32 protein-coding genes are annotated in these 21,052 nt (G+C 59.4%); 20 read left to right on the top strand and 12 right to left on the bottom strand.

Going from position 1 to position 21,052, the window contains the following annotated elements; all coding sequences use genetic code 11:
- Window positions 1–6: 6 nt before the first annotated feature.
- Window positions 7–777, top strand: a complete 771-nt coding sequence (locus NOR97_RS02455) for a FadR/GntR family transcriptional regulator (RefSeq protein WP_257600105.1) — start codon at window positions 7–9, stop codon at window positions 775–777.
- Window positions 778–819: 42 nt separating this feature from the next.
- On the opposite strand, the gene NOR97_RS02450 is transcribed toward NOR97_RS02455, so the two are convergent.
- From NOR97_RS02450 to NOR97_RS02425, 6 genes are all read right to left on the bottom strand, one after another.
- A complete protein-coding gene (locus tag NOR97_RS02450) occupies window positions 820–1,674 on the bottom strand; it encodes a hypothetical protein (RefSeq protein ID WP_257600104.1) in 855 nt (284 codons plus the stop codon).
- Window positions 1,675–1,854: 180 nt separating this feature from the next.
- Window positions 1,855–2,415 (bottom strand): F0F1 ATP synthase subunit B, encoded by a 561-nt coding sequence (locus tag NOR97_RS02445; protein ID WP_170344804.1) that lies wholly within the window; start codon window positions 2,413–2,415, stop codon window positions 1,855–1,857.
- Window positions 2,416–2,420: 5 nt separating this feature from the next.
- Entirely contained in the window at window positions 2,421–2,972 is a 552-nt protein-coding gene (locus NOR97_RS02440) for a F0F1 ATP synthase subunit B' (protein WP_171205726.1), read from the bottom strand.
- A gap of 86 nt (window positions 2,973–3,058) precedes the next feature.
- Window positions 3,059–3,283 (bottom strand): F0F1 ATP synthase subunit C, encoded by a 225-nt coding sequence (locus NOR97_RS02435; RefSeq protein ID WP_005981269.1) that lies wholly within the window; start codon window positions 3,281–3,283, stop codon window positions 3,059–3,061.
- A 48-nt stretch (window positions 3,284–3,331) separates the two neighbouring features.
- Complete coding sequence (locus tag NOR97_RS02430) at window positions 3,332–4,090, bottom strand: F0F1 ATP synthase subunit A (RefSeq protein WP_171205725.1); 759 nt, start codon at window positions 4,088–4,090, stop codon at window positions 3,332–3,334.
- 2 nt (window positions 4,091–4,092) lie between these two features.
- Window positions 4,093–4,425: an AtpZ/AtpI family protein gene (locus NOR97_RS02425; protein ID WP_170344799.1), complete on the bottom strand. Its 333-nt coding sequence runs from the start codon at window positions 4,423–4,425 to the stop codon at window positions 4,093–4,095.
- A gap of 231 nt (window positions 4,426–4,656) precedes the next feature.
- Between NOR97_RS02425 and NOR97_RS02420 the strand changes: the two genes are divergently transcribed.
- Window positions 4,657–4,992, top strand: a complete 336-nt coding sequence (locus NOR97_RS02420) for a metalloregulator ArsR/SmtB family transcription factor (protein ID WP_170344797.1) — start codon at window positions 4,657–4,659, stop codon at window positions 4,990–4,992.
- Here the strand turns inward: NOR97_RS02420 and NOR97_RS02415 are convergent.
- From NOR97_RS02415 to NOR97_RS02405, 3 genes are all read right to left on the bottom strand, one after another.
- Window positions 4,989–5,402, bottom strand: coding sequence for a universal stress protein (locus tag NOR97_RS02415; protein ID WP_170344796.1), 414 nt, complete (start codon window positions 5,400–5,402; stop codon window positions 4,989–4,991). The two genes, NOR97_RS02420 and NOR97_RS02415, sit on opposite strands and share 4 nt — an antisense overlap.
- A 126-nt stretch (window positions 5,403–5,528) precedes the next feature.
- Window positions 5,529–6,443 carry a DMT family transporter gene (locus tag NOR97_RS02410; RefSeq protein WP_257600103.1) on the bottom strand — a complete coding sequence of 305 codons (915 nt, stop codon included), beginning with the start codon at window positions 6,441–6,443 and terminating at the stop codon, window positions 5,529–5,531.
- Window positions 6,440–7,318 (bottom strand): LysR family transcriptional regulator, encoded by an 879-nt coding sequence (locus tag NOR97_RS02405; RefSeq protein ID WP_257600102.1) that lies wholly within the window; start codon window positions 7,316–7,318, stop codon window positions 6,440–6,442. The genes NOR97_RS02410 and NOR97_RS02405 overlap by 4 nt, the downstream gene beginning before the upstream one ends.
- 120 nt (window positions 7,319–7,438) lie before the next feature.
- On the opposite strand from NOR97_RS02405, the gene NOR97_RS02400 reads away from it, so the two are divergent.
- Both NOR97_RS02400 and NOR97_RS02395 read left to right on the top strand, forming a co-directional pair.
- Window positions 7,439–8,020 carry an FMN-dependent NADH-azoreductase gene (locus tag NOR97_RS02400; protein ID WP_257600101.1) on the top strand — a complete coding sequence of 194 codons (582 nt, stop codon included), beginning with the start codon at window positions 7,439–7,441 and terminating at the stop codon, window positions 8,018–8,020.
- A 70-nt stretch (window positions 8,021–8,090) separates the two neighbouring features.
- Window positions 8,091–8,828 carry an aspartate/glutamate racemase family protein gene (locus NOR97_RS02395; RefSeq protein WP_257600100.1) on the top strand — a complete coding sequence of 246 codons (738 nt, stop codon included), beginning with the start codon at window positions 8,091–8,093 and terminating at the stop codon, window positions 8,826–8,828.
- On the opposite strand, the gene NOR97_RS02390 is transcribed toward NOR97_RS02395, so the two are convergent.
- Window positions 8,829–9,359 carry a prolyl-tRNA synthetase associated domain-containing protein gene (locus NOR97_RS02390; protein ID WP_257600099.1) on the bottom strand — a complete coding sequence of 177 codons (531 nt, stop codon included), beginning with the start codon at window positions 9,357–9,359 and terminating at the stop codon, window positions 8,829–8,831. It abuts the gene before it with no gap.
- Between the two features lie 89 nt (window positions 9,360–9,448).
- Here NOR97_RS02390 and NOR97_RS02385 point away from each other — a divergent pair, with 89 nt between their 5' ends.
- A complete protein-coding gene (locus NOR97_RS02385; protein WP_257600098.1) occupies window positions 9,449–9,967 on the top strand; it encodes a hypothetical protein in 519 nt (172 codons plus the stop codon).
- 121 nt (window positions 9,968–10,088) lie between these two features.
- Complete coding sequence (locus NOR97_RS02380; protein WP_170344789.1) at window positions 10,089–10,613, top strand: hypothetical protein; 525 nt, start codon at window positions 10,089–10,091, stop codon at window positions 10,611–10,613.
- Here the strand turns inward: NOR97_RS02380 and NOR97_RS02375 are convergent.
- Window positions 10,610–11,497, bottom strand: coding sequence for a sulfotransferase domain-containing protein (locus tag NOR97_RS02375; protein WP_257600097.1), 888 nt, complete (start codon window positions 11,495–11,497; stop codon window positions 10,610–10,612). The genes NOR97_RS02380 and NOR97_RS02375 overlap by 4 nt on opposite strands.
- Window positions 11,498–11,747: 250 nt before the next feature.
- On the opposite strand from NOR97_RS02375, the gene ffh reads away from it, so the two are divergent.
- The 12 genes from ffh to NOR97_RS02315 all read left to right on the top strand — a co-directional run bounded on the left by ffh (window position 11,748) and on the right by NOR97_RS02315 (window position 19,118).
- A complete protein-coding gene (gene ffh, locus NOR97_RS02370; RefSeq protein WP_170344787.1) occupies window positions 11,748–13,244 on the top strand; it encodes a signal recognition particle protein in 1,497 nt (498 codons plus the stop codon).
- Between the two features lie 41 nt (window positions 13,245–13,285).
- Window positions 13,286–13,798, top strand: coding sequence for a GNAT family N-acetyltransferase (locus NOR97_RS02365; protein ID WP_257600096.1), 513 nt, complete (start codon window positions 13,286–13,288; stop codon window positions 13,796–13,798).
- On the top strand, window positions 13,795–14,346 hold the full coding sequence (locus NOR97_RS02360; protein WP_257600095.1) for a GNAT family N-acetyltransferase: 552 nt from the start codon (window positions 13,795–13,797) through the stop codon (window positions 14,344–14,346). The genes NOR97_RS02365 and NOR97_RS02360 overlap by 4 nt, the downstream gene beginning before the upstream one ends.
- Complete coding sequence (locus NOR97_RS02355; protein WP_257600094.1) at window positions 14,343–14,882, top strand: GNAT family N-acetyltransferase; 540 nt, start codon at window positions 14,343–14,345, stop codon at window positions 14,880–14,882. The genes NOR97_RS02360 and NOR97_RS02355 overlap by 4 nt, the downstream gene beginning before the upstream one ends.
- On the top strand, window positions 14,879–15,175 hold the full coding sequence (locus NOR97_RS02350; protein WP_170344783.1) for a chorismate mutase: 297 nt from the start codon (window positions 14,879–14,881) through the stop codon (window positions 15,173–15,175). The genes NOR97_RS02355 and NOR97_RS02350 overlap by 4 nt, the downstream gene beginning before the upstream one ends.
- Before the next feature lie 71 nt (window positions 15,176–15,246).
- Window positions 15,247–15,636, top strand: a complete 390-nt coding sequence (rpsP, locus tag NOR97_RS02345) for a 30S ribosomal protein S16 (RefSeq protein ID WP_010437590.1) — start codon at window positions 15,247–15,249, stop codon at window positions 15,634–15,636.
- Between the two features lie 12 nt (window positions 15,637–15,648).
- Window positions 15,649–16,284, top strand: a complete 636-nt coding sequence (bluB, locus tag NOR97_RS02340; protein ID WP_257600093.1) for a 5,6-dimethylbenzimidazole synthase — start codon at window positions 15,649–15,651, stop codon at window positions 16,282–16,284.
- A gap of 6 nt (window positions 16,285–16,290) precedes the next feature.
- On the top strand, window positions 16,291–16,440 hold the full coding sequence (locus NOR97_RS02335; protein WP_257600092.1) for a hypothetical protein: 150 nt from the start codon (window positions 16,291–16,293) through the stop codon (window positions 16,438–16,440).
- Complete coding sequence (gene rimM / locus NOR97_RS02330; RefSeq protein ID WP_257600091.1) at window positions 16,433–16,936, top strand: ribosome maturation factor RimM; 504 nt, start codon at window positions 16,433–16,435, stop codon at window positions 16,934–16,936. Before NOR97_RS02335 ends, rimM begins: the two co-directional genes overlap by 8 nt.
- A complete protein-coding gene (locus NOR97_RS02325; RefSeq protein ID WP_257600090.1) occupies window positions 16,936–17,751 on the top strand; it encodes a hypothetical protein in 816 nt (271 codons plus the stop codon). The genes rimM and NOR97_RS02325 overlap by 1 nt, the downstream gene beginning before the upstream one ends.
- Window positions 17,748–18,557, top strand: coding sequence for a tRNA (guanosine(37)-N1)-methyltransferase TrmD (gene trmD / locus NOR97_RS02320; RefSeq protein WP_257600089.1), 810 nt, complete (start codon window positions 17,748–17,750; stop codon window positions 18,555–18,557). The genes NOR97_RS02325 and trmD overlap by 4 nt, the downstream gene beginning before the upstream one ends.
- Before the next feature lie 135 nt (window positions 18,558–18,692).
- On the top strand, window positions 18,693–19,118 hold the full coding sequence (locus tag NOR97_RS02315) for a hypothetical protein (RefSeq protein ID WP_257600088.1): 426 nt from the start codon (window positions 18,693–18,695) through the stop codon (window positions 19,116–19,118).
- On the opposite strand, the gene NOR97_RS02310 is transcribed toward NOR97_RS02315, so the two are convergent.
- A complete protein-coding gene (locus NOR97_RS02310; protein WP_257600087.1) occupies window positions 19,115–19,915 on the bottom strand; it encodes a glycoside hydrolase family 25 protein in 801 nt (266 codons plus the stop codon). The genes NOR97_RS02315 and NOR97_RS02310 overlap by 4 nt on opposite strands.
- Before the next feature lie 369 nt (window positions 19,916–20,284).
- Between NOR97_RS02310 and rplS the strand changes: the two genes are divergently transcribed.
- Together rplS and rpmE are read left to right on the top strand one after the other, a co-directional pair.
- Complete coding sequence (gene rplS, locus NOR97_RS02305; protein ID WP_152457026.1) at window positions 20,285–20,668, top strand: 50S ribosomal protein L19; 384 nt, start codon at window positions 20,285–20,287, stop codon at window positions 20,666–20,668.
- Window positions 20,669–20,679: 11 nt separating this feature from the next.
- Window positions 20,680–20,901 carry a 50S ribosomal protein L31 gene (gene rpmE, locus NOR97_RS02300; protein ID WP_050605278.1) on the top strand — a complete coding sequence of 74 codons (222 nt, stop codon included), beginning with the start codon at window positions 20,680–20,682 and terminating at the stop codon, window positions 20,899–20,901.
- Window positions 20,902–21,052 lie beyond the last annotated feature (151 nt).

Here is a 21,052-nt window from a genome sequence, read left to right as displayed (position 1 = left end):
GATGAGATGCCCTTTCACAAAGTTCAGACGGAAAAGCTGTCGCTTGCGGTCGTTCGCCAGATCGAGCTTCTGATCCTGCGTGGCATCCTGCGCCCCGGCGAGCGCCTGCCATCAGAGAGGGAGTTGGCAGAGCGCATGGGCGTTTCGCGCCCGTCCTTGCGTGATGCAATTTCCGAACTTCAGGAACAGGGGCTTTTGACTGCAAAAGCCGGATCCGGGATCTATGTGGCCGAGGTTCTGGGCTCTGCCTTTTCCCCGGCGCTGATCCGTTTGTTCGGCAGCCACGAGGAAGCCGTATTCGATTACCTGTCCTTTCGCCGTGACATGGAAGGGCTGGCGGCAGAACGGGCCGCGCGGTTGGGATCAGACAGCGACCTGAAAGTCGTTCAGGCGATCTTTGACAAGATGCAGGCGGCCCACAACCGAAACGCCGCGAATGACGAGGCGCAGCTGGACGCCGAGTTCCACATGGCCATCATCGAAGCCAGCCACAATGTGGTGATGCTGCACATGATGCGGTCGATGTATGACCTTCTGGTGCAGGGGGTGTTCTACAACCGTCAGACCATGTTCCGTCAGCGCGCCACCCGCGAGGCCATCCTGGATCAGCACCGCGCCATCAATGTGGCGCTGCAAGAGCGTGATCCTTTGGCTGCACGAAATGCAATTGAACGCCATTTGGACTTTGTGGAACGCTGCATGGCTGACCAGCAAAAGGCCGACCGAAACGAAGCTATTGCGCAACAAAGGCTGCAACACGAAACCGGGCGGACCTAAGGGCCATCCCGATTTTTCAGACAGTGCAGCGCAAGGCCGGGACTAGGCAGCCCCTGACGCGGCTGGCAGCAGATGTCGGGGGAACGGCGCGCCGCTGCCTTCTCCCAGACGGTCCTCAGTGGCCAGAGTTGTCAGCGACGGGTCGATGAACAGCCTTGCGCCGCGATCCCTCAGACGTTTGTGCAGCATAACATGTTCGCACACCTGTTGGCCTTTTTCGTCCCGGCAAGAATAGCGCAACCCCCGCAGCGCGCGGGATTTATACAACCCGGCGCCGCCGAATGCGCTGTCGACAGGGATCAGGGGCGTGTCGGCAGGAATGTGAAACTGGCGGTCGAAAACTGCGGACTTCATGACAGACCGGCGCCACTTGCGACGCCCGAACAGCGGCCTGCGTGTGCTTTGAATGCGTTGCCACACGTCTTCATCACACCAACCCGAACACCGCAGAGTGTAGATATCGTCATACGCTGGTTTGGGGTTGGCGAAAACGCCCTCCCACAAAGGGGCGACCCGCTGCGCTGCTGTCAGAACCGCCTGAGCATCCAGACAGGTATTCGGCCCATCCAGATCCAACACCAGCGTCAACTCCAGGTCCCTGTCCTGATCCTCGAGTTTTTTGAGAACCGCGTTTCTGGCCGCCGTGATACGCTCGACCCGGTTTGGCAATTCTGACGCCAGACCATCCAGTCGCATGATATCGACATGCCTGCTTTGGCCCGCATAGTCGGACAACACTTGATCCGTGCCATCCGTGTTGTCGTTCGTTGCAATGGTGACGGTGAACCGATGCAACTGCGCAGACAGGTTTTCGATCCTGTTGATCGTGTCGATCAGCGCCGACCCGCCATTTCGGACGACACCGACAATATTCATCGAAACTGCGTTGCCTGACACCGCCTGTCTTTCCCTGTAAATGTCACGCCCCCATCAGGGCGCTCCTATCAACCTGATCCCCGGCAGGTCGTAGGATTCGGAGTGTTTGAAACAACAGAAACAGAAGCACGACAAAAACAAAAGACCCGACAGCCAAAAGCTCTCGGGTCGTCTGTATCACTTGTCTGTCGGGGTCACCCGTCAGTGCAGCTTGGCATCCACGTCTGCAATCGATGCATCGATCAGCTTGTTGGCCTGCGCTGCGGTCATTTGCTTTGCCAGAACCGAGCTGGCCGCCGAAACCGCAACCGAAACGGCCTGATCACGCACTTCCTTCAGTGCAGACGCTTCGGCCGAAGCGATCTGGTCCTGAGCTGCGGCAAGACGACGCTCGATCGACTTTTCCAAGTCAGCTTTCGCCTGTTCTGCCGCCAAGGCTGCGTCTTCCTTCGCTGCCGCGACAATCGCATCGGCCTGCCCCTGAACTTCACGCTGCTTGCGCTCGTACGAGGCCAGCAAACTGCGTGCTTCTTCATGCAGAGCACGGGCTTCGTCCAGTTCGGATTTGATGCCTTCGGCACGGTTGTCCAGCGCACCGCCGATCATACCGGGGACCTTGAAGTAGAACAGGACCGCGATGAAGACGATGAAGCCCAGCAGGACGACAAAGTCGGTATTGCCAAGCGAAAAGAACGGGCCGCTTGCCGCCAGCGCGGGGCTGGCTGCACCAACGGTCAGGATAAGGGCAAGAGTGTTCCGCATGTCACTTATCCTTTCGTCTGTGCGTCTACTGCACTGTTGATGGCTTTGGCATCTGCCTCGCCGCCCAGTGCGGTGACCAGTTCAGCCGCCGTATCCTTGGCAACCACTTGAATGCTTTCCAGCGCACCGGCACGGATTTCGGCGATTGCCTTTTCCGATTCAGCCGCCTTGGCAGCGATTTCCGCATCCGCCTTGGCAATCGCGTCATCCAGTCCAGCCTGAATTTCAGCGCGTGCTTCGGCAGCGATCCGCTGCGCTTCGGCACGGGCATCGGCCAGCGCCTTGTTATAGGCCTCTTCGGCCTCGACCGCCTTGGCCTTCAGATCTTCGGCCGCAGCCAGGTCATTTGTAATGGTCCCCTGACGTTCAGCCAGGATTGCCGCGATGCGCGGCAGGGCCACGCGGGACAGGACCAGAAAGATGACGACCAGCGTAATGACCAGCCAGAAAATCTGGTTGGGGAACCAATCGAAGCAGAGCTGCGGCATCCCGATGGCAGAGCCATGCGAGTCGACGCACGAGCCAACCACTTCTTCGCTAATGGGTTCAGTCGCCATGATGTCCTCCGTCGGAACGTTGTCTTTACAACAGGTGGGCCGCTATGGCTTGGGCCCACCTGCGCGTAAGGATCAGGTTCCGCAGATCAGACGGCGAACATCAGCAGCAGCGAGACCAGGAATGCGAAGATGCCCAGCGCTTCTGCGAATGCGATACCGATGAACAGGGTCGCGGTCTGCGAAGCAGCCGCCGAAGGGTTGCGCAGGGCGCCGGCCAGGAAGTTGCCTGCTACGTTGCCCACCCCGATTGCGGCTGCGCCGGAACCGATTGCTGCCAGGCCTGCGCCGATGTGTGCGAGATCGCCTTCCATGATGTATCTCCTTACGAATTGGAAGTTTCGATGTTGGGGTATCGGACCTTAGTGCGAAGGATGCAGCGCATCTTTCAGATAAACACAGGTCAGAATGGTGAATACGTAGGCCTGAATGAAGGCCACCAGGACCTCAAGACCATACATAGCGGTGATCGCCAGAACCGACACGGGCGAGATCACGGCAATCGCGGCGAAGCCTGCGAAAACCTTGATAACCGCGTGGCCTGCCATGACGTTGCCGGCAAGACGAATGGAGTGGCTGACCGGCCGCACGAAGTACGAGATCAGCTCGATGATCGCCAGAATCGGACGCAGCGCCAGCGGCGCGCTGGACACCCAGAACAGACCCAGGAACGCGGCGCCGTTCTTGACGAAACCCAGAATGGTCACAGTCAGGAACACGGCCAGTGCCAGCGGGATGGTCACGGCGAAATGCGATGTGGTGGTGAACGAGGTCGGGATCAGACCCAGGAAGTTCGCCACGACAATGAACATGAACAGGGTCATGACATAAGGGAAGTACTTGACGCCTTCCTTGCCGCAGATGTCTTCCAGCATCTTGTAGATGAAGCCATAGGCCAGCTCGGCCACCGACTGCATACGCGTCGGCACAATGGCACGTTTGGATGTGGGCAGAACCAGCAGAGCTGTTACGGCCAGCACCGCAAAGAACAACCACAGAGTCACGTTGGTGACCGTGAACATGCCTACCGCACCGTCGCCGAACAGCGGCTTGACGATGAACTGATCCATCGGGTGGAATACCAGGCTGCTGCCTTCTGCTGCGGTGGTCTCAGTTGCCACGTTCAGTCCCTCTCGTCCTTCTCGGCAGCCGATGCCGCCGTTTGTTTATCTTGAGCCTCTTTCGCGCTGCGGAGCATAACCTTCACGCCCGCGACAAGGCCCAGCAGTGTGAACAGCACCAGAAAGATCGGGATCGTCCCGAGCAGGCTGTCCAGCCCGTATCCGATGCCAAATCCGATCCCAAGACCGGAAACCATTTCGATGACCATCCGCCAGGCAAGCTCGCCCCCGGACACGTCAGCGTCCGCACGAGGTTTTGGCGCCTTGGCCTTTTTCGCCGCCTCGATCTTGGCCTCCAGCTGCGCCATACGCTGCTTTTGGTCATCATCGGTCACGGGCGTTTCCCTCGTACAGTCTTGGGCATGGTGCTAAGGCGCGGCGCGCGCAGAGTCAACGACCTTGAATGCCCTCGTTGACGCAGCCTAAAATATTGAATTTGTTATGATTTTCATAAGACCCAAGACGCGCCATTCGTTTCGATGACCGCCGTTGCACCGCCAAAGCCCTGAATCCGCATATTCAACCAAATGGTTGACCAATCCCGACGGCTATGGTTGAGCGGACACATGTCCAACGATCTCGACACAGTCTTTGCAGCCCTCGCCGACCCCACCCGCCGCGCCATTCTGGCGATGCTGCTGGAGGATGACATGGCGGTGACGGATGTGGCCGAACCGTTCGAGATGTCGCTGGCCGCGATCTCCAAACACCTGGTCATCCTGACCAAGGCCGGTCTGATCAGTCAGGAAAAACGCGGGCGGGTAAAATGGTGCAAGCTGGAACCTGACGCCTTGCGCGCCGCCTCGGTCTGGATGCAGGGGTTCGGACAATTCGAGCCCGTCAATCTGGACGCGTTCGAGCGGTTTCTGGAAGCTGAACTGCCAAAGTCGGGCGAGGCCTAGCGCACCACAAAAACCGACATGCTGGCGTGTTTCGCCAGATACCCGGCGTGGCTGGAAAAAATATAGTCGGTGATCCGGGGCGCGTGGGTGCCGACAATGACCAGATCTGCGCCGATCTCCTCGGCCGCGCGGGTCAGATCGCTGTCCACCTCTGCGGCAACGTCGACCGAGTGGATTTTGCGCATGGAAACGTCTGATCCACTTTCTGCGGCCAACTGTTCGGTGAACTCTGCCAGTTCCTTGTCAATCTCGGCTTCGGTTTCCGAGGATTCGCCCATATGGGCCCCGGTGACGCTGACCAGAGTGATTTTGGCCCCCTGCCATTTCGCAACTTGTGCAGCGACATCGGCCGCTTTGCGAACCTCGGGCGGTAGATGCCGGTCAACCGGCAACATGATGTGTTTGAACATGATCTCCTCCTTTAGCCTGCTGACGAAGCTAATGGAGGTGCCGCAGGGGCGCCTTGATCTGGCTCAACAAATTCCACCTCTGGAATACATCTTGGACCTGCCGTGTATTTCCAGCGCAGATGTGGCTTATTCCCTGGCGCGACGAACTGGAACCGAGGGCGGGACTTCCTCTTTCAACAACATCAGCAGGGCGATGATTGTCAGCGCCACACCACCCAGGATCAAACCGGTTGGCACGCCTTTGCCCAGCGCAATCTCCCACAGAATGACCCAGCTGGGTACCAGATAGGTATAGGCCATGACCTTGGCCGACGGCAGCCGGAGTGAGGAAAACTGCACCAGCACAAAACTGGCTGCCGTTGCAAAGAACGAAATATAGAACAGGCCGATCCAGACAATAGCCGGAAGCGCAGCCCAATCGGTGGCCATCAGGTCGGACCAGCCGAACACGACCAACAACAGGCACCCGGCGACCAGCGTTCCGAAGGTGAACACCACGGCGGGCTCTCCTCGGTTCAGTTTGCGGATCATGGGCGTGTAGATCGCATGGGCGACGCAGCCCCAGAAATAGATGATTTCTCCGCCACCGATTTCAAAGGCGCGGAACATCTGCCAGTCGGCCCGAAAGATCACCCATAGCGCGCCCACAGCGCCAATGCTCAGGGCCAGCGCCATGCGCGGCGTGGTGATCTGACGCAACAGGACCCACCCCGCAATGGCAGAGACAACTGGTGTCAGGGTGAACACCGCCGCCGCACTGACAGGCGGGGCGGTTTGCAACCCATAAAACATCAGGACGAAATAGGTGGCGAACAAAGCCCCGAGCACCAGATAGCGCCAAGGGGCCTGCGCGGCACTGCGCGGCAGGCCGGTTGTCGCCAGTGCGGCCAAACCAATCACGGCAGCGGCAATGGCAAAGCGCACCGCGTTCAGAGCAGCCGGGGCGATTTCGTTGGCGATCATGGACCCCAGCGAAAAGCTGCCTGCCACAAGGGCTGAAAAAGCGAGCATGGCCAGATGGCCACGCATCTGCGGGCTCATGGCTGCCAGCCTTTGGCTTCTTTCTTCAGAAAGCTCAGGAACGCCTGTACCTTTGTGGTGCGGTGCAAATCCACGTGGGTCACCAGCCACAGATTGCCGAACCATTCCGGCAGCGGATCAATCACCTCGACCAGATTGTCGTGGCGGGCGGCCTCCCAACGGGCCATGAAGCCGATGCCGGCACCAGCCAGAACGGCCTCGCGCATGCAGAAGTTGTTGGTGCAGCGGAAAGTGATGCGTTCGGCGGGTACCGTCGCGTGCAGCCAGCGTGTGAACGGCGCGCGGCTGGTCTCATCATCGGAACTGACGAAGTGATGGCGTGTGAAATCCTCGATTCCGGATGGTTTGCCGAACCGTTCGATGTACGAGGTGCTGGCATAAAGACCAACCTCCTGCTGCCGGAAAGGCTGGACAACGTTGTCAGGTTGGTCGGGGGCCGATCCGGCGCGGATCGCCACATGCGCCTCGCCATACTCCAGCCGGAACAGCCGGTCGCCCGTCAGGTATCGCACGATCAGGTCCGGATGCATCATTTGAAACGTGGTGAGCGTCGGCACGACCAACGGCGCAAGAGACCCCAGAGAAGTCACGACCAATTCACCCGAGACGTCGTCTCCGCGACCCTTCATCCGGCCGACAAGCTGATTGAACTGATCTTCGGTCGCCTGCGCCACACGCAGCAGATCGTCGCCTGCTTCGGTCGGCGTATACCCACGCGCGTGGCGCTGGAATAATTTGACACCCAACCGCGACTCGATCGCATCGATGTGACGGATCACGGTGGCATGGTGAACACCCAGAACCTCTGCCGCGCCGCTGACCGTCCCCATGCGCGCCACCTGATAGGCGGTTCTCACTTCATCCCAATTGTCCATGGCAATGTCGTCACTGTGCAATTTCCAACAATAACTGTTGATATATCCGAGTTTTGTTCACCAGCGCAATAATCATATTGGGCGCAGGACAAGATTCCCGTGACCCAAAGGACCAGAACAATGGCTAAAACTATCCTTCATATCGACTCTTCCGCCCGCCGCGTGAACTCGACCACGCGCGATCTGTCTGACCGTGTGGTCAAGCAACTGGGCGCATATCGCATCATCCGTCGTGATCTGGCTACCCCCCTACCCCTGCTGACGGAAGACTGGATCGCCGCCAATTTCACCCCCGCCGACCAGCGCGACGATCTTCAACGCGACCGGCTGGCCCTGTCGGATGAACTGGTTTCCGAATTGCAAGACGCCGACACCATCGTCATCGGCCTGCCGATCTACAACTTCTCGGTCCCTGCGGCGTTCAAGGCGTGGATCGACCTGGTTGCCCGCGCGGGTCTGACCTTTTCCTACACGGAAAACGGCCCCAAAGGCCTGCTGGAAGGAAAACGTGCCATTCTGGCCATCGCATCGGGCGGTGTTCCCGTCGGATCCGAAGCAGATTTCGCCACCAATTACGCACGCCACGTTCTGGGTTTCATCGGCATTCATGACGTCGACGTCATCGCCGCGGATCAGATGGCCGTGAACCCGGATGCGGCGCTGGAACATGCCCACAAGGCCGTAGCCGAGCTTGCTGCCTGATCGCCTCTGGCCAACAGGCGCTGAAACGTCCAGTCTGCCAGCGAGCAAACAGGCAGACTGGATGGGCCGCATGAAGAAAATCGGCATTCTGGGCGGTGTGGGCTGGGCCTCGACCGTCGATTACTACCGGGCGATTGCCGAAGGGGCTGGGCGTTGTTTCGCTGAACGTGGTCACGGCTCGCCTTTGCCAATCCCACCGATGACCATCGAATCCGTTACGCAGGCCAGAACGCGCGCCCTGCGCGGTGTCGCCGGGGATGAGGCAAGCTGGGCGGATTTTGACGCGGTGTTCCGCGACGCCCTGCTGACTCTCGAACGCGCCGGGTGCGATTTCGGCATCATCGCGTCCAACACCCCCCATGCGCGGCTTCACGCGATACGGCAGGGTGTCTCGATGCCGATCCTCAGCATCTTTGACGCGACCGCCGAAGCCACTGCAAGAACCGGCGCGTCCAAGGCTCTGGTCTTGGGAACAGCCGTGACGATGCAGGCCACCAACTATGCCGATCGTCTGGCCGCCGAAGGCATTGCCGCGAATGAACAGCTGCCCGAACCCGAGATTTCCCAGATGCAGACCATGATCGACAGTGATTTCTATGGTGGTGCGTCTGACATGGCCCGCGCCCGACTTCTGGCGTTTTGCGACAAGCATGCCAGCCCCGGAACCGCGATCCTGCTGGCCTGTACCGAGCTTCCGCTGGCTTTTCCGAACCACCTGGACGATCCGGTGTTCGAGGCTGACGGACACCTGTTCGTCAACCCGTCAGCCGCGCATGTCGCCGCCGCATTGAAAGAGGCACTGACGTAATCAGGGCAACCAGGTGATCTCGCACCCGATGCGATCGAAGAAGGCCATCATATCGGTCCGCGTCAGGGCCACGGTGCGGTCATTGACAAGGGGGTGCATGTAAATCACCTCGGCCTGCTGTGCCGCCGCATCCATGAAGAACCGTACACCATTCTGAACTCCGTTGATCATCGCCAGCGGACTGACCGCGCCGGGGCGTATGCCGAGGTTCTGCAACAGCCGGTCCGCCGAGCCGAAGGACAGGTTGCCTAGGCCCAACTCGGCCCCCAAAGCTTTGAGATCAATCTCGCGGCTTTGTTCCAAGGTCACCAGATAGTTGCGCTTTTTCTTGTCGCGCAGATACAGGTTCTTGACCCGCAGCGCGTTCTCTCCCGGCACCTTGAACTGGTCTTCGACGGCCTTGGCATCCTCAACCGTACGCAAAGGCACATGGGTATGCAGGCGATAGGCCAGCCCCCAATCTTCCATCTGCGTCAACAATGCGTCGGAGCTCAGCGGTAGTGTGTCCTGATAGGCGGATGAAGCGTCCATGAAACCCTCCTGTTTGGACTGCTCATCGCGCACCAAGGCTTGGAATTCAAGCGCGGGACATACAATCGCCCGGGTGATATCCTGCCCGAATGAAAGTCGCGCGCAACACACCCCAACAGCTGATCCTCAGCGATACCCCTTGGTTCTTCGGAATTCTGTTTGCTTTGAACACCCTGATTTTCGCAGCGCTTGGCCTGTTGCTGACATGGGCTGGCGGGTCGGCTTTCTGGTACGGGTTGAGCATGATCATCTTTGGTGGCGCTATGGGTTTATGGAGCTTTCACCTGCTGGTGAGACGCGTTCAGGTAATATTTGACCGGACCAAGGGCACGTTGGTGATCCGTCAGAAATCCATTTTCGGATATGAAGCCATAGAGCACGCTCTGTCCGACCTGTCCCATGCAGAAGTAGAAACCATACTGAACAAGCCCGCATGGTTGTTCGCAAGCCGTCATCGTCCGGTTCTGTTGCTGGACAAGGGTATGAGTGCGGGTCGTCATCCGATCATCCAAGCTTTTTCGACCGGAACCTGTGCCGAACGCATTACCGGCACGGTCAATGACTGGCTCGCTGCGCGTGGAAGTGACCCCGGCAACCGCTCTGCCTGAAATCAACGAGATGCGGTCTTTTTGCCCGCCTGCTTTTGCCTGCCTGCTTGCAACTCCATTCGCGCAAGGCGCGGGCAAATCAAACTGGAACAGGGTGTTGGAACGGTGCTAGCGTACCGCCATGAAAGTGACCCGAGACACCCCGAACCAACTGATCATCGCCAATACGCCCTGGTTCATCGGTATCATGCTGGTCATTTTCATTCTGGCCTTTGTCGGCCCCGGTATTTTCCTGATGAGCACGGGCGGCGAAGGCATCTGGTTCGGCCTGATCTTCGCCCTTGGCGGAGGTGGTCTTGGCTTTGGTGCGTTTTGCGTTTTCGTAAGGCGGGTTCAGATCATCCTGGATCGGCACAAGGACAGTATCCTGATCCGCCGCCAATCCGTTTTCGGGTATGAAGCGGTTGAACACAAACTGTCCAACCTGTCCCACGCTGAAGTCGAAAGTACGACATCCCGCAGCAAAAACGGCACCTCGACGCTGTATCGCCCGGTCCTTGTTCTTGAGAAAGGCATGAGTGCGGGTCGCCATCCCATTGTCGAAGCGTTTTCCAGCGGCTCCGGCTCTCACCGGTTGGCCGAGGCGGTGAATGACTGGCTTCCATCGAAGCCTGCCCAAGACCATCGCGAAGCCGGGACGGATTAAGCGGCCAGGCCGCGTTCCAGCCACAAGCGTTCTTCGGCTGAGACCAGCCGGGACATGCAGGCGTCATATCGTGCCATGTCCTGCTCGGTCAGCTTGCCCTCCCACTTGTTGCTTGTGCCCGAAGAGAAGAACTGCGCAAAGTCGTGAAAACCACTGGTGAATCCGGGGGTTTGCTTTAGACGTATGGCATTGTTTTTCATCGATCCGAAACTGCCGGCTTCGGCGATATCCTTGACCAGGTCCGCGTCAATTTCGATGTCCATGATCCGTGCAAGCCGCGCGACCTGTCCCGGAAGATCCCGGCTGAGCTCGGCATAGTGCAGAAAATGTATGTTGGGCAGGTCGCGATACACCCAAAAGGAATGGAAGTGATGAATGATCGATCTGAGGGTCAGGTCATCTGTGCCCTTGGACGACGCGGGCCGGGTCAAAAACATGTCGAAAGCTTCCGACAGATCGTCGGGGAACAGGTAATCAAGCCAGTCATGCTTCATATTCTCGACATGGCGACGCATTGAAAAATGAACGTCAACCGGATGGCGGTGAACAACCAGATATTGCGCATTTGGCGAGAATGCGATGCCATCAAGCGGGGTATGTGTCTTGATACAGCGCCGATGGCTTTGCGCACTCAGGTCATCCGCCTGCTCGACCCGATCGCGAAAACTGCAATCAAGCCACGGTGAGACCTTGTTGTCGTACACGCTGGGGTCGGCCGTTTCGGTGATGAGCATGCGCACCAGTGTTTGCGTCCAAGTGGTGCCGCATTTGGGCGGTGTGCACACAAAGACGTCGCTGGGCCGTATCTCGAATCCGGACCAGATATCGGTGTTGGTGACTTCGCCGACATAGTCGGTCGTCTTTCGCGGCGGACCGTTCTTCATTGCCCCCTCCCTCTGCTGCATTCACGCAGAATAACCCGCAATGTGACACCCATACAGCTTATCTTGACTCACGCGGCCCAGAGGCGTAGATGACGCCCCAACATCCGGAAGCGTTTGATCTTCCGGTCCCTCGAGTCGTTCAGGGATCGCCCCCCACCAGCGAGTTTCGCCCGTGGGGGCGTTTGTGCATTGACCCGTCTGCCCTTATCTATGGGGCGCCAAATCAGAACCGGCTAAGGAGGCCGCAGGCATGTTTGAAAATCTATCCGAACGCCTCTCTGGCGTCTTCGACCGGTTGACCAAACAGGGCGCCCTGTCTGAAGAAGACGTCAAAACCGCCCTGCGCGAGGTCCGCGTTGCCCTGCTTGAGGCCGACGTCTCGCTGCCGGTTGCCCGGGAATTCGTCAAGAAGGTGCAGGAACAGGCGACCGGTCAGGCGGTCACCAAGTCGATCACACCCGGCCAGCAGGTCGTCAAGATCGTGCATGACGCTTTGGTTGACACCCTGCGTGGCGAGGAAGACCCCGGTGCGCTGAAGATCGACAACCCGCCTGCCCCGATCCTGATGGTCGGCTTGCAGGGCTCGGGCAAGACGACGACCACCGGCAAGCTTGCCAAGCGACTGAAAGAGAAAGAGGGCAAGAAGGTCCTGATGGCCTCGCTGGACGTCTACCGTCCGGCGGCGATGGATCAGCTGGCGGTTCTGGGCACGCAGGTTGGTGTGGACACTCTGCCGATCGTGCCGGGCCAGAAGCCTGTCGACATTGCCAAACGCGCCAAGCAACAGGCGACGCTGGGCGGCTATGACGTCTATATGCTGGACACCGCGGGTCGTCTGCATATCGACGAGGTTCTGATGGACGAGGTCGAGCAGGTCCGCAACGCCGTTGACCCGCGCGAGACGCTGCTGGTGGTTGACGGCCTGACCGGTCAGGTCGCCGTCGAGGTGGCCGAGGAGTTCGACGCCAAGGTCGGCATCTCGGGCGTGGTCCTGACCCGGATGGACGGTGACGGGCGCGGCGGTGCGGCCCTGTCGATGCGCGCCGTGACCGGCAAGCCGATCCGCTTTGTCGGTCTGGGTGAAAAGATGGACGCGCTCGAAACATTCGAGCCGGACCGGATCGCCGGTCGTATTCTGGGCATGGGCGACATCGTTGCCCTGGTCGAAAAGGCCCAGGAAACGATGGAGATGGAACAGACCGAGCGCATGATGAAGCGCATGGTCAAGGGTCAGTTCAACATGAACGACCTGAAGATGCAGCTGGAACAGATGATCCAGATGGGCGGCATGCAGGGCATGATGGGCATGATGCCGGGCATGGGCAAGATGGCCAAGCAGATGGATCAGGCCGGTCTGGACGACAGGATTCTGCGCCAGCAGATCGCCATGATCCAGTCGATGACCAAGCGCGAACGCGCGAACCCGCAGATCCTTCAGGCCAGCCGCAAAAAGCGCATCGCGGCGGGTTCCGGGATGGAGGTCAGCGACCTCAACAAGCTGCTCAAGATGCACCGGCAGATGTCGGACATGATGAAGAAGATGGGCAAGATGGGCAAAGGCAAGATGCTGAAACAGGCCATGAAAGGCATGTTCGGCAAAGGCGGCCCCAGCCCCGAGGACATGGCCGCAGGCATGGACCCCAAGGCGCTGGAACAGGCGGCCAAGGCCATGGGCGGCAAGATGCCCGGTCTGGGTGGCGGCATGGGTCTGCCACCGGGCCTGAGCGGGTTCGGAAAGAAAAAGTGACGCCAGCACGCTGCACCCAGCCCCCGTCCGGAAAGGCGGCGATGGCAGCAGCGCGATACCGCGCAGCTCTGCCGGTCATTCAGACCCGGCGGCTGGTTCTGCGTGTGCCCACTCTGGACGACCTGCCGGTGTGGACGTCGATCTGCAAAGACAGCTTTGGCGATACCGACCGAGAAGCCTGGACCGAGTTTTCCTATTATACCTCGGGCTGGCTTCTGCATGGTCACGGGCTGTTCTCGGTCACGCTCAGGGATGATGATCGGGCAATTGGCTTCGTCGTTCTGGGCCTGGAATGGGACGATCACGAACCGGAACTTGGCTATATGTTCAGCGCTGAAAACCGCATGCAGGGCTATGCCACCGAAGCTTGCGCCGCCGTGCGTGATTTCGGATTTGACCTGCTCGGATCGGGGCAGTTCGTAAGCTACGTTTCTCAATCCAATACCCGTTCGAACGCACTTGCACAACGACTGGGCGCAGCGCGTGATGCCAACGCAGAAAGCGCCTTTGGACCAACCCAGCATGTCTGGCGGTACAGCGAGGTGCAGGAATGACATTCGCGATGCCAATCCCGACGCTGGAAACCGAACGTCTGATCATGCGTGCGCCGTCCGAGGCTGATGTCAGCGCGGACACTACCTTCTTTGCCAGCGACGCTGCGAAGTTCGTCGGCGGTCCCCTGCGCAAGGATGAGGTATGGCGGGTGGTTGCCTCTCTGCTGGGCCACTGGGCCCTGCGCGGCTATGGGTATTGGAGCGTCGATGAAAAGGACACCGGCACCTATGTCGGGCGGATCGGGCTTTGGTTTCCCGAAGGCTGGCCGGAACCCGAGGTCGGCTGGACCCTGTTGAACCACGCCACAGGCAAGGGCTATGCGACCGAGGCCGCGCTGACTGCACGCGCCTACGCCTATGATGTACTGGGTTGGGAAACCGCGATTTCACTGATCGACCAGGACAATCACGCCAGCAAGGCCGTGGCCAAGCGTCTGGGCGCACAGTTCGAGCATCACTATGACCACCCCAAATTCGGAAAGTCCGAAATCTGGCGGCACCCGGCACCCTCGGATCTGGTGAATGGCGGAGTGGAGGCTTACGCATGACCTCTTTCACCATCCCCACGCTCGAGACCGAACGCCTGATCCTGCGTGCGCCGCATCTGGATGACCTGCCGGCGATGACCGCATTCTTCGCGACCGCGCGCAGCCATATGGTGGGCGGCCCCAGGGATGCGTTCGAATGCTGGAACTCGTTGTCGAACCGGCTGGGTCATTGGGCGCTGCGGGGTTATGGCCTGTGGCACCTGACCGAAAAGGCCGGCGGCACATTCGTCGGCTGGGCCGGAATGATCTACGTGCCGGGCTGGGCCGAACCGGAACTGGGTTGGACCCTGATGGAAGAAGCCGAAGGCAAGGGGCTGGCCTTTGAAGCTGCATCGGCTGCGCGTGACCATGCCGCCCGGCACCAGGGCCTGAACGGTTTGATCTCGTACATCGCCCATGCAAACGATCGTTCGCGCGCTTTGGCTGAACGGCTTGGTGCAACGCTTGAGCTTGAGAATGCCGAACTTCTGGGCAAGCACGCTCAGATCTGGCGCCACCCGCAGATAGACTTGACCACCGAGAGGACCGGCCAATGACCAACCCCGTGACACAGGCTGCCACGCTGTTGAAAGAGCATCGCGAAAGCATCGACCGGCTGGACGCGATCCTCGTCTATACGCTGGGCGAGCGGTTCAAGCACACGCAGGCCGTTGGCAAGCTCAAGGCCGAACACGACCTTCCCCCGTCCGATCCCTCGCGCGAAGCTGCGCAGATCGCACGGTTAGAAGACCTGGCGAATGAAGCCGATCTGGACCCCGATTTCGCCAAGGCTTTCCTGAATTTCATCATTCAGGAAGTCATCCGACACCACCGGAAGCATCAAGAGTGAACCTCCGGTTCAACAAACACCAGAACTAACCGGCACCCACGCCGGATACGCCATTCAAAGGAGATACCACCATGGCAATGAAAATTCGTCTCGCCCGCGGCGGCTCGAAAAAGCGTCCCTTCTACCGCATCGTGGCTGCTGACAGCCGCATGCCGCGCGATGGCCGTTTCATCGAGAAACTGGGCACCTACAACCCGCTGCTGCCGAAAGACAGCGAAGAGCGCGTGAAAATGAACATGGAGCGCATCCAGTACTGGCTGGACCAGGGCGCACAGCCCACCGACCGTATCGCGCGTATGCTGGAAGCGGCCGGTGCCCGTGACAAGGCCGAGCGCAACAACCCCAACAAGGGCACCCCGGGCAAGAAAGCCCAGGAGCGCGCCGAAGAGAAAGCCGCCAAGGCTGCTGAAGCAGCCGAGGCCGCTGCTGCTCCGGCAGAAGAAGCCGCAGCAGAAGAATAAGCAGGCGCACGCGTGCGGGATCACCCCTTTACAGACGATTTTCGCACGCAGTTCGACCTGTTGTTGCGGCTCCGGCGGGATGTGCGCCGGTTCCGCACCGATGCGATTGACGAGGCAGTGCTGGCGCGCTGCCTCGACGCATTTCGACTGGCCCCTTCGGTGGGGCTCAGCGAACCCTGGCGCGTGATCCGCGTCGAAAGCGAAGCGGCAAGGGCCGCAGCGCTGAAGAATTTTCGCACCGCCAATGACCACGCCTTGGCGGGCTACTCGGGTGACAAGGCGCAGCTGTACAGCAGCCTGAAGCTGTCCGGGATGCAGGAAGCGCCCGTGCAACTGGCCGTCTTCTGCGACGACAGCACCGAAAAAGGGCTGGGACTTGGCGCCGGCACGATGCCCGAGATGCGGCGCTATTCTGTCGTGTCCGCGATCACTTTGTTCTGGCTTGCACTTCGGGTCGAAGGGCTGGGGCTGGGCTGGGTTTCCATTCTGGACCCCGACAAGATGAAGCGCGATCTGAATGTTCCTGAAACCTGGCGCCTGATCGGCTATTTCTGTGTCGGCCGGCCGGAACAGATGTCGGATACGCCTGAACTGGAACAGGTCGGCTGGGAAACCCGGGCGCAGGGCCTGGCGATCGAAACACGGTAGGACCTCATGTTCGGATTGATACGACTTCCCATTCTGCTGCTGATCGCCTTTATTGTGGGCGTGTTCTTCGAGCGCAACAACCAGCGCGAAGCCTGCAACGGGCTTGGCGAATGGAGAAACGGGATATGTTTGACGACTGGGGCAGCCAATGACTGATCTGATCTGCGTCGGCAGCATTGCCGGGGCTTACGGTGTGCGAGGCGAGGTGAGGCTGAAGAGCTTTTGCGCCGTTCCCGAAGATATCGAGACCTATTCGCCGCTGACCGATGAAGCGGGCAAAGAGCGTTATCCGGTGGTATTGACGCGCACCATCAAGAACGGATTCGCGGCCCGCCTTGGTGGCGTTGAAACCAAGGAACAGGCGGATGCCCTGAATGGTTTGCGCCTTTATGCAAGGCGCGATCAGCTGCCTTCGCTGCCCGATGATGAGTTCTACCACAACGATCTGATCGGGCTGGATGTCTATGACACCGGAGGCACCCTGCTGGGCAAGGTCAAATCGGTGCAGAACCACGGGGCCGCGGACTTGTTGGAATTGCACGGGCCGGGCCTGAAAACCACGGTTTTTCTGCCTTTCACGATGCAAGCTGTACCCACGGTGGATCTGGAACAAGGCCGTATCGTGGCCGACCCGCCCGAAGGCCTGATCTGATGCGTCGGGTCCTGCTGCATCTGGGCCTGCACAAGACAGGCATGACCGCAGCACAGTCCTTCCTCCACGAAAACCGGAAACTGATCTGGCCACGCTTCGCATTGGTTCTGCCCTACAAGACGCGCAACAGCGGCTTGAGCGAGGCGGCCACGCGTCACTCGCTTTACCGGCTGGGTTCCACATTGGCGGGTTTTGGAAGCCACCTGCACGCGTTTCTGGACGATCTGGATTTCGGCGCACGCCGGGGGTTGATCCTGAGCGAAGAGAATTTCGCAGGCTTGCGCCCCAGCAGAAACAAGCATGAAGGTTACGGCGCCGCACCGGAACTGGCGGAAACTCTGGTCAGCGTCGTGCGGCGGCGGTTCCTGGGCAATCAGACCGATATCACGATCTACATATCCTTGCGCGCCCGCGATCAATGGCTGCGGAGCCTGTGGGCCCATGACTTACAGAAATCACGCATGGTGCAGGATTTGGACACCTTTTCTTCCGACCTTGCCCATCTGCCATCCCTTCAGGAAACCGCTGACGCCGTCCGAAACCGGCTGCCATCCGTTACCGTCAGAACGGAATGGATGGAGGCGTTGCAGAATCACCGCCTTGGTGCGGGTGCGCCGTTGGCCGAATTTCTGAACCTGCCGCCCGAGCTTTCGTCACAGCTTGTCGGGCCTGCTCATGGCACGCCTGCATTTTCAGACGATGTGCTACAGGAAATCCTGGCGCTGAACCGATCCTCGCTGGACGACGCCGCCATGATCGCCCAGAAGAAAGCACTGATTCACTCCGCACAGAACGAACTGGCCCGCCAGACATGACAGAGAAACCCAGCAGATCCCATGGCCGCAAGGCGATCCGTCCTGCCCTGAAACCACGCGAGTTGATGACGCCGAGCCCTGACCTGCACGGGGTCTGGAAAGCCAAGATCATCACTCTGTTCCCGTCCGCCTTTCCCGGTGTTCTTGGCGAAAGCCTGACAGGCAAGGCCTTGCAGGAAGGGCTCTGGCAACTGGAAACAGTGGATTTGCGACAGTTCGGTATAGGCAAACACCGCAACGTTGATGACACCCCGGCCGGGGGTGGCGCCGGCATGGTTCTGCGGGCCGATGTTCTGGGTGACGCGATCGAGCATGCGATGGCAGGCGTTCAAGGGAACTGGCCGCTGATCTACCTCAGCCCGCGCGGGCGCCGCATGGATCAGCGCATGATGCAGAATCTTGCCCGTTGTGACGGCATGACCCTTCTGTGCGGTCGTTTTGAAGGCGTGGACGAGCGCGTTTTGGAACATTATGGCGTGCAAGAGGTGTCGTTGGGTGATTTCGTCATGACCGGCGGCGAAATCGCGGCACAAGCCCTGATCGATGCCACAGTACGGCTAATTCCCGGAGTGCTTGGAAATCAGGCTTCGACCGAAGAGGAAAGCTTTGCCTCGGGTCTGCTGGAGCACCCCCAGTATACCCGCCCCGCAGATTGGAAAGGGCGTCCGATCCCCGAGGTTCTGATGTCGGGCCATCATGGCCGGATCGCGGAATGGCGGCATAAAATGGCACAAGACATCACGCGCGAACGGCGTCCTGATATCTGGACGGAATATGTCAAAGCCACATCGGAAACCCAGGACTAGACCCACTTGTTGTGGCCGGGATGCCTCAGTTTCGATGTTTGTCAGAATGCCATTTGAAGTTGAACGTACCTGAACTTATTCACCTCCAGGTCCCATAGGTTTTTTTGGGCAACAAGAAGTGAAACAGAAGGCATTATGAAAAAGCTATTTCTTGGTATGTTACTGGTTGCCTCCGCCTGCACCACCAAACCGCTCGGGATGTCCGTTCCGACGCAAGCCGGTCACAATCTGCATTCTGCGAAGGTTGCCGTTGATTCCTGTTCTCAGGAAGCTGACGAGGGCGGCAACAGCGCCGTAATCGGTGGATATGCAACCAATATCCTGCTTTGGGGCATCGTCATCGGGCCTGCGGTCACCGCACCGTTTCAGGACGAGTTGCGCGCGCAGGGTGAAATCGATCAGGTTGACCGCTGCCTGCGTGCACGCGGTTTCGAACGACGCGAACTGACCGCGGGTGAGTCGTTCTGGGTGCGCAATGCTTTCGGTGACGAACGCGAACGGCGGCTGGACCACCTGGTCGGGGGCGGCACTATTGAAACCTACGGAACACCGAACTCCTAACGCCGTGCTTTCCAACTGGCCCAAGTCTCTGGGGTGCCGTTGAACGTGTTGATGTCCACCCGGCCCTGAACCCCCGGCACCAGTCCGGTGCCGGTGTATTGCCAAAACCGCCAGACGGTGCGGGGATAGACCTGACGTGGGTGGCCCGCAACGGATCGCAACCAGAACTCGGTTTTGGGCAAACGCCCGATATCCGTATCCGCGAAGAAATCCACTGTCGTATAGACGATGGGACGCCGGCCATAGTGTCGTTCGAGAATGTCCAGAAAGCGCTGCGCTTCGGCGCGGATGGTTCTGCCATCGGGCCGCAACGTGCAGGTCTTGGAATGCGGTGTCCACTCCATGTCAAGCACATGCGGCAGGTCTGCCCCTTTCGGCACGTTCTGAATGAACCAACGCGCCTGTTCCCGAGCCGATCGGCAGAAATAATAGTAGTGATACGCCCCCCAGGGTACGCCCGCCGCCTGCGCACCGCGCCTGTGGTCGTCGAACATCGGATCCGCCACATCGCCGCCTTCGGTCGCTTTCAGAAACGCAAAGCTCACGCCCGAAGCTTTGGCCGTGCGCCAGTCTATCGGTCCCTGCCAGCGCGAGACGTCAAGCCCATGGATCGGATACAATCCGGGATGACGACCGTCCCAGTCATGCGGATCGGCGTCACCAAAATCAGGGTAGATTACGGACGGTGCTGTCCTGTCCACGCCCGGCGTGGGTTCCACGACCTGCGGTTTCGGGCCGCCGCGTCCGCACGACATAAGCAAGGCGGCTGCAATCGTCAGCGTAAGTGCAATTCGCATCATTGGGTCCTGTCTGAAATTTCTGCTCTTTCAATTTTCTTCAGAATGCCTGATCTGACCGCTGTGGCAACGGTGTGATTTTCGAAAGGCGGATTCCCACTGCCTGCCACACGATTTGTCCTTGATCCCGGCACACAATACCCTTAAACGACCGCAATCCGGTGCCGCATTCTGCGACTCCGGTGTTTTGGTTTGATTGGTGGCTTGAAGCCCGGCTTTCTTCGGCGGGGATGTGTCAGATCAGACCAGACCAAAGGAACATTCGATCTGACCTCTGGCGGGCTGCGTGCAGGACCCGGTGAAGACCAAGAGCTCTCAGGCCGTGCCCAAACTTCGTGGACCAACCACGAGCAGATAGGAGAACCTGCGATGGACCTGATCGCACAGCTTGAGGCGGAACAGATTGCCGCCCTGGGGAAAGACATCCCCGACTTCAAAGCCGGTGACACCATCCGTGTCGGCTATAAGGTGACCGAAGGGTCGCGCACCCGTGTGCAGAACTACGAAGGCGTCTGCATCGCGCGCAACAACGGCAATGGCATTGCCGGGTCGTTCACCGTTCGCAAGATTTCGTTTGGCGAAGGCGTGGAGCGTGTGTTCCCGCTGTATTCGACCAACATCGACAGCATCACCGTTGTCCGCCGTGGCCGCGTTCGTCGCGCCAAACTGTACTATCTGCGCACCCGCCGCGGTAAATCCGCGCGTATCGCAGAAGTCACCAACTACAAGCCCAAGGCTGGCGCCGAAGCGTAAGGAACGGAAAGATGAAAAAAGACATCCATCCCGATTATCACGTCATCGACGTCAAAATGACCGATGGCACCGTGGTTCAGATGAAGTCCACCTGGGGCGCCGAAGGCGATCAGCTGGCTCTGGAAATCGACCCCTCCGTGCACCCTGCATGGACTGGTGGCTCGTCGCGCCTGATGGACGCCGGCGGCCGCGTGTCGAAGTTCAAAAAGAAATACGAAGGTCTGGGCTTCTAAGTCTGACTGGTTTCGCATTCGAAAGGCCGTCCCTTGGGGGCGGCCTTTTTCTTGGAAGCTTCCATGTGTCTTATGGACGCGACAGCGGACAAGATGCGTTTTGGCACAGGCCCAGTGATGCTACACTCCGGGTGACCAACGCCCAGCTTCC

Source organism: Ruegeria sp. YS9 (assembly GCF_024628725.1).
GTDB lineage: Bacteria > Pseudomonadota > Alphaproteobacteria > Rhodobacterales > Rhodobacteraceae > Ruegeria > Ruegeria atlantica_C.
This window is presented reverse-complemented; position numbering and strand designations above follow the sequence as displayed.

Coding starts and splice junctions, on each gene's coding strand:
- NOR97_RS02335 (WP_257600092.1), top strand. CDS start 16,291: ATGTTCGGATTGATACGACTTCCCATTCTGCTGCTGATCGCCTTTATT.
- NOR97_RS02380 (WP_170344789.1), top strand. CDS start 10,089: ATGAAAGTGACCCGAGACACCCCGAACCAACTGATCATCGCCAATACG.
- NOR97_RS02420 (WP_170344797.1), top strand. CDS start 4,657: ATGTCCAACGATCTCGACACAGTCTTTGCAGCCCTCGCCGACCCCACC.
- NOR97_RS02395 (WP_257600100.1), top strand. CDS start 8,091: ATGAAGAAAATCGGCATTCTGGGCGGTGTGGGCTGGGCCTCGACCGTC.
- NOR97_RS02445 (WP_170344804.1), bottom strand. CDS start 2,415: ATGCGGAACACTCTTGCCCTTATCCTGACCGTTGGTGCAGCCAGCCCC.
- NOR97_RS02325 (WP_257600090.1), top strand. CDS start 16,936: ATGCGTCGGGTCCTGCTGCATCTGGGCCTGCACAAGACAGGCATGACC.
- NOR97_RS02375 (WP_257600097.1), bottom strand. CDS start 11,497: ATGAAGAACGGTCCGCCGCGAAAGACGACCGACTATGTCGGCGAAGTC.
- NOR97_RS02365 (WP_257600096.1), top strand. CDS start 13,286: ATGGCAGCAGCGCGATACCGCGCAGCTCTGCCGGTCATTCAGACCCGG.
- NOR97_RS02360 (WP_257600095.1), top strand. CDS start 13,795: ATGACATTCGCGATGCCAATCCCGACGCTGGAAACCGAACGTCTGATC.
- NOR97_RS02435 (WP_005981269.1), bottom strand. CDS start 3,283: ATGGAAGGCGATCTCGCACACATCGGCGCAGGCCTGGCAGCAATCGGT.
- NOR97_RS02315 (WP_257600088.1), top strand. CDS start 18,693: ATGAAAAAGCTATTTCTTGGTATGTTACTGGTTGCCTCCGCCTGCACC.
- NOR97_RS02405 (WP_257600102.1), bottom strand. CDS start 7,318: ATGGACAATTGGGATGAAGTGAGAACCGCCTATCAGGTGGCGCGCATG.
- NOR97_RS02310 (WP_257600087.1), bottom strand. CDS start 19,915: ATGCGAATTGCACTTACGCTGACGATTGCAGCCGCCTTGCTTATGTCG.
- rpmE (WP_050605278.1), top strand. CDS start 20,680: ATGAAAAAAGACATCCATCCCGATTATCACGTCATCGACGTCAAAATG.
- NOR97_RS02390 (WP_257600099.1), bottom strand. CDS start 9,359: ATGGACGCTTCATCCGCCTATCAGGACACACTACCGCTGAGCTCCGAC.
- trmD (WP_257600089.1), top strand. CDS start 17,748: ATGACAGAGAAACCCAGCAGATCCCATGGCCGCAAGGCGATCCGTCCT.
- ffh (WP_170344787.1), top strand. CDS start 11,748: ATGTTTGAAAATCTATCCGAACGCCTCTCTGGCGTCTTCGACCGGTTG.
- NOR97_RS02350 (WP_170344783.1), top strand. CDS start 14,879: ATGACCAACCCCGTGACACAGGCTGCCACGCTGTTGAAAGAGCATCGC.
- NOR97_RS02385 (WP_257600098.1), top strand. CDS start 9,449: ATGAAAGTCGCGCGCAACACACCCCAACAGCTGATCCTCAGCGATACC.
- rimM (WP_257600091.1), top strand. CDS start 16,433: ATGACTGATCTGATCTGCGTCGGCAGCATTGCCGGGGCTTACGGTGTG.
- rpsP (WP_010437590.1), top strand. CDS start 15,247: ATGGCAATGAAAATTCGTCTCGCCCGCGGCGGCTCGAAAAAGCGTCCC.
- NOR97_RS02400 (WP_257600101.1), top strand. CDS start 7,439: ATGGCTAAAACTATCCTTCATATCGACTCTTCCGCCCGCCGCGTGAAC.
- NOR97_RS02440 (WP_171205726.1), bottom strand. CDS start 2,972: ATGGCGACTGAACCCATTAGCGAAGAAGTGGTTGGCTCGTGCGTCGAC.
- NOR97_RS02455 (WP_257600105.1), top strand. CDS start 7: ATGCCCTTTCACAAAGTTCAGACGGAAAAGCTGTCGCTTGCGGTCGTT.
- rplS (WP_152457026.1), top strand. CDS start 20,285: ATGGACCTGATCGCACAGCTTGAGGCGGAACAGATTGCCGCCCTGGGG.
- NOR97_RS02410 (WP_257600103.1), bottom strand. CDS start 6,443: ATGAGCCCGCAGATGCGTGGCCATCTGGCCATGCTCGCTTTTTCAGCC.
- NOR97_RS02355 (WP_257600094.1), top strand. CDS start 14,343: ATGACCTCTTTCACCATCCCCACGCTCGAGACCGAACGCCTGATCCTG.
- NOR97_RS02415 (WP_170344796.1), bottom strand. CDS start 5,402: ATGTTCAAACACATCATGTTGCCGGTTGACCGGCATCTACCGCCCGAG.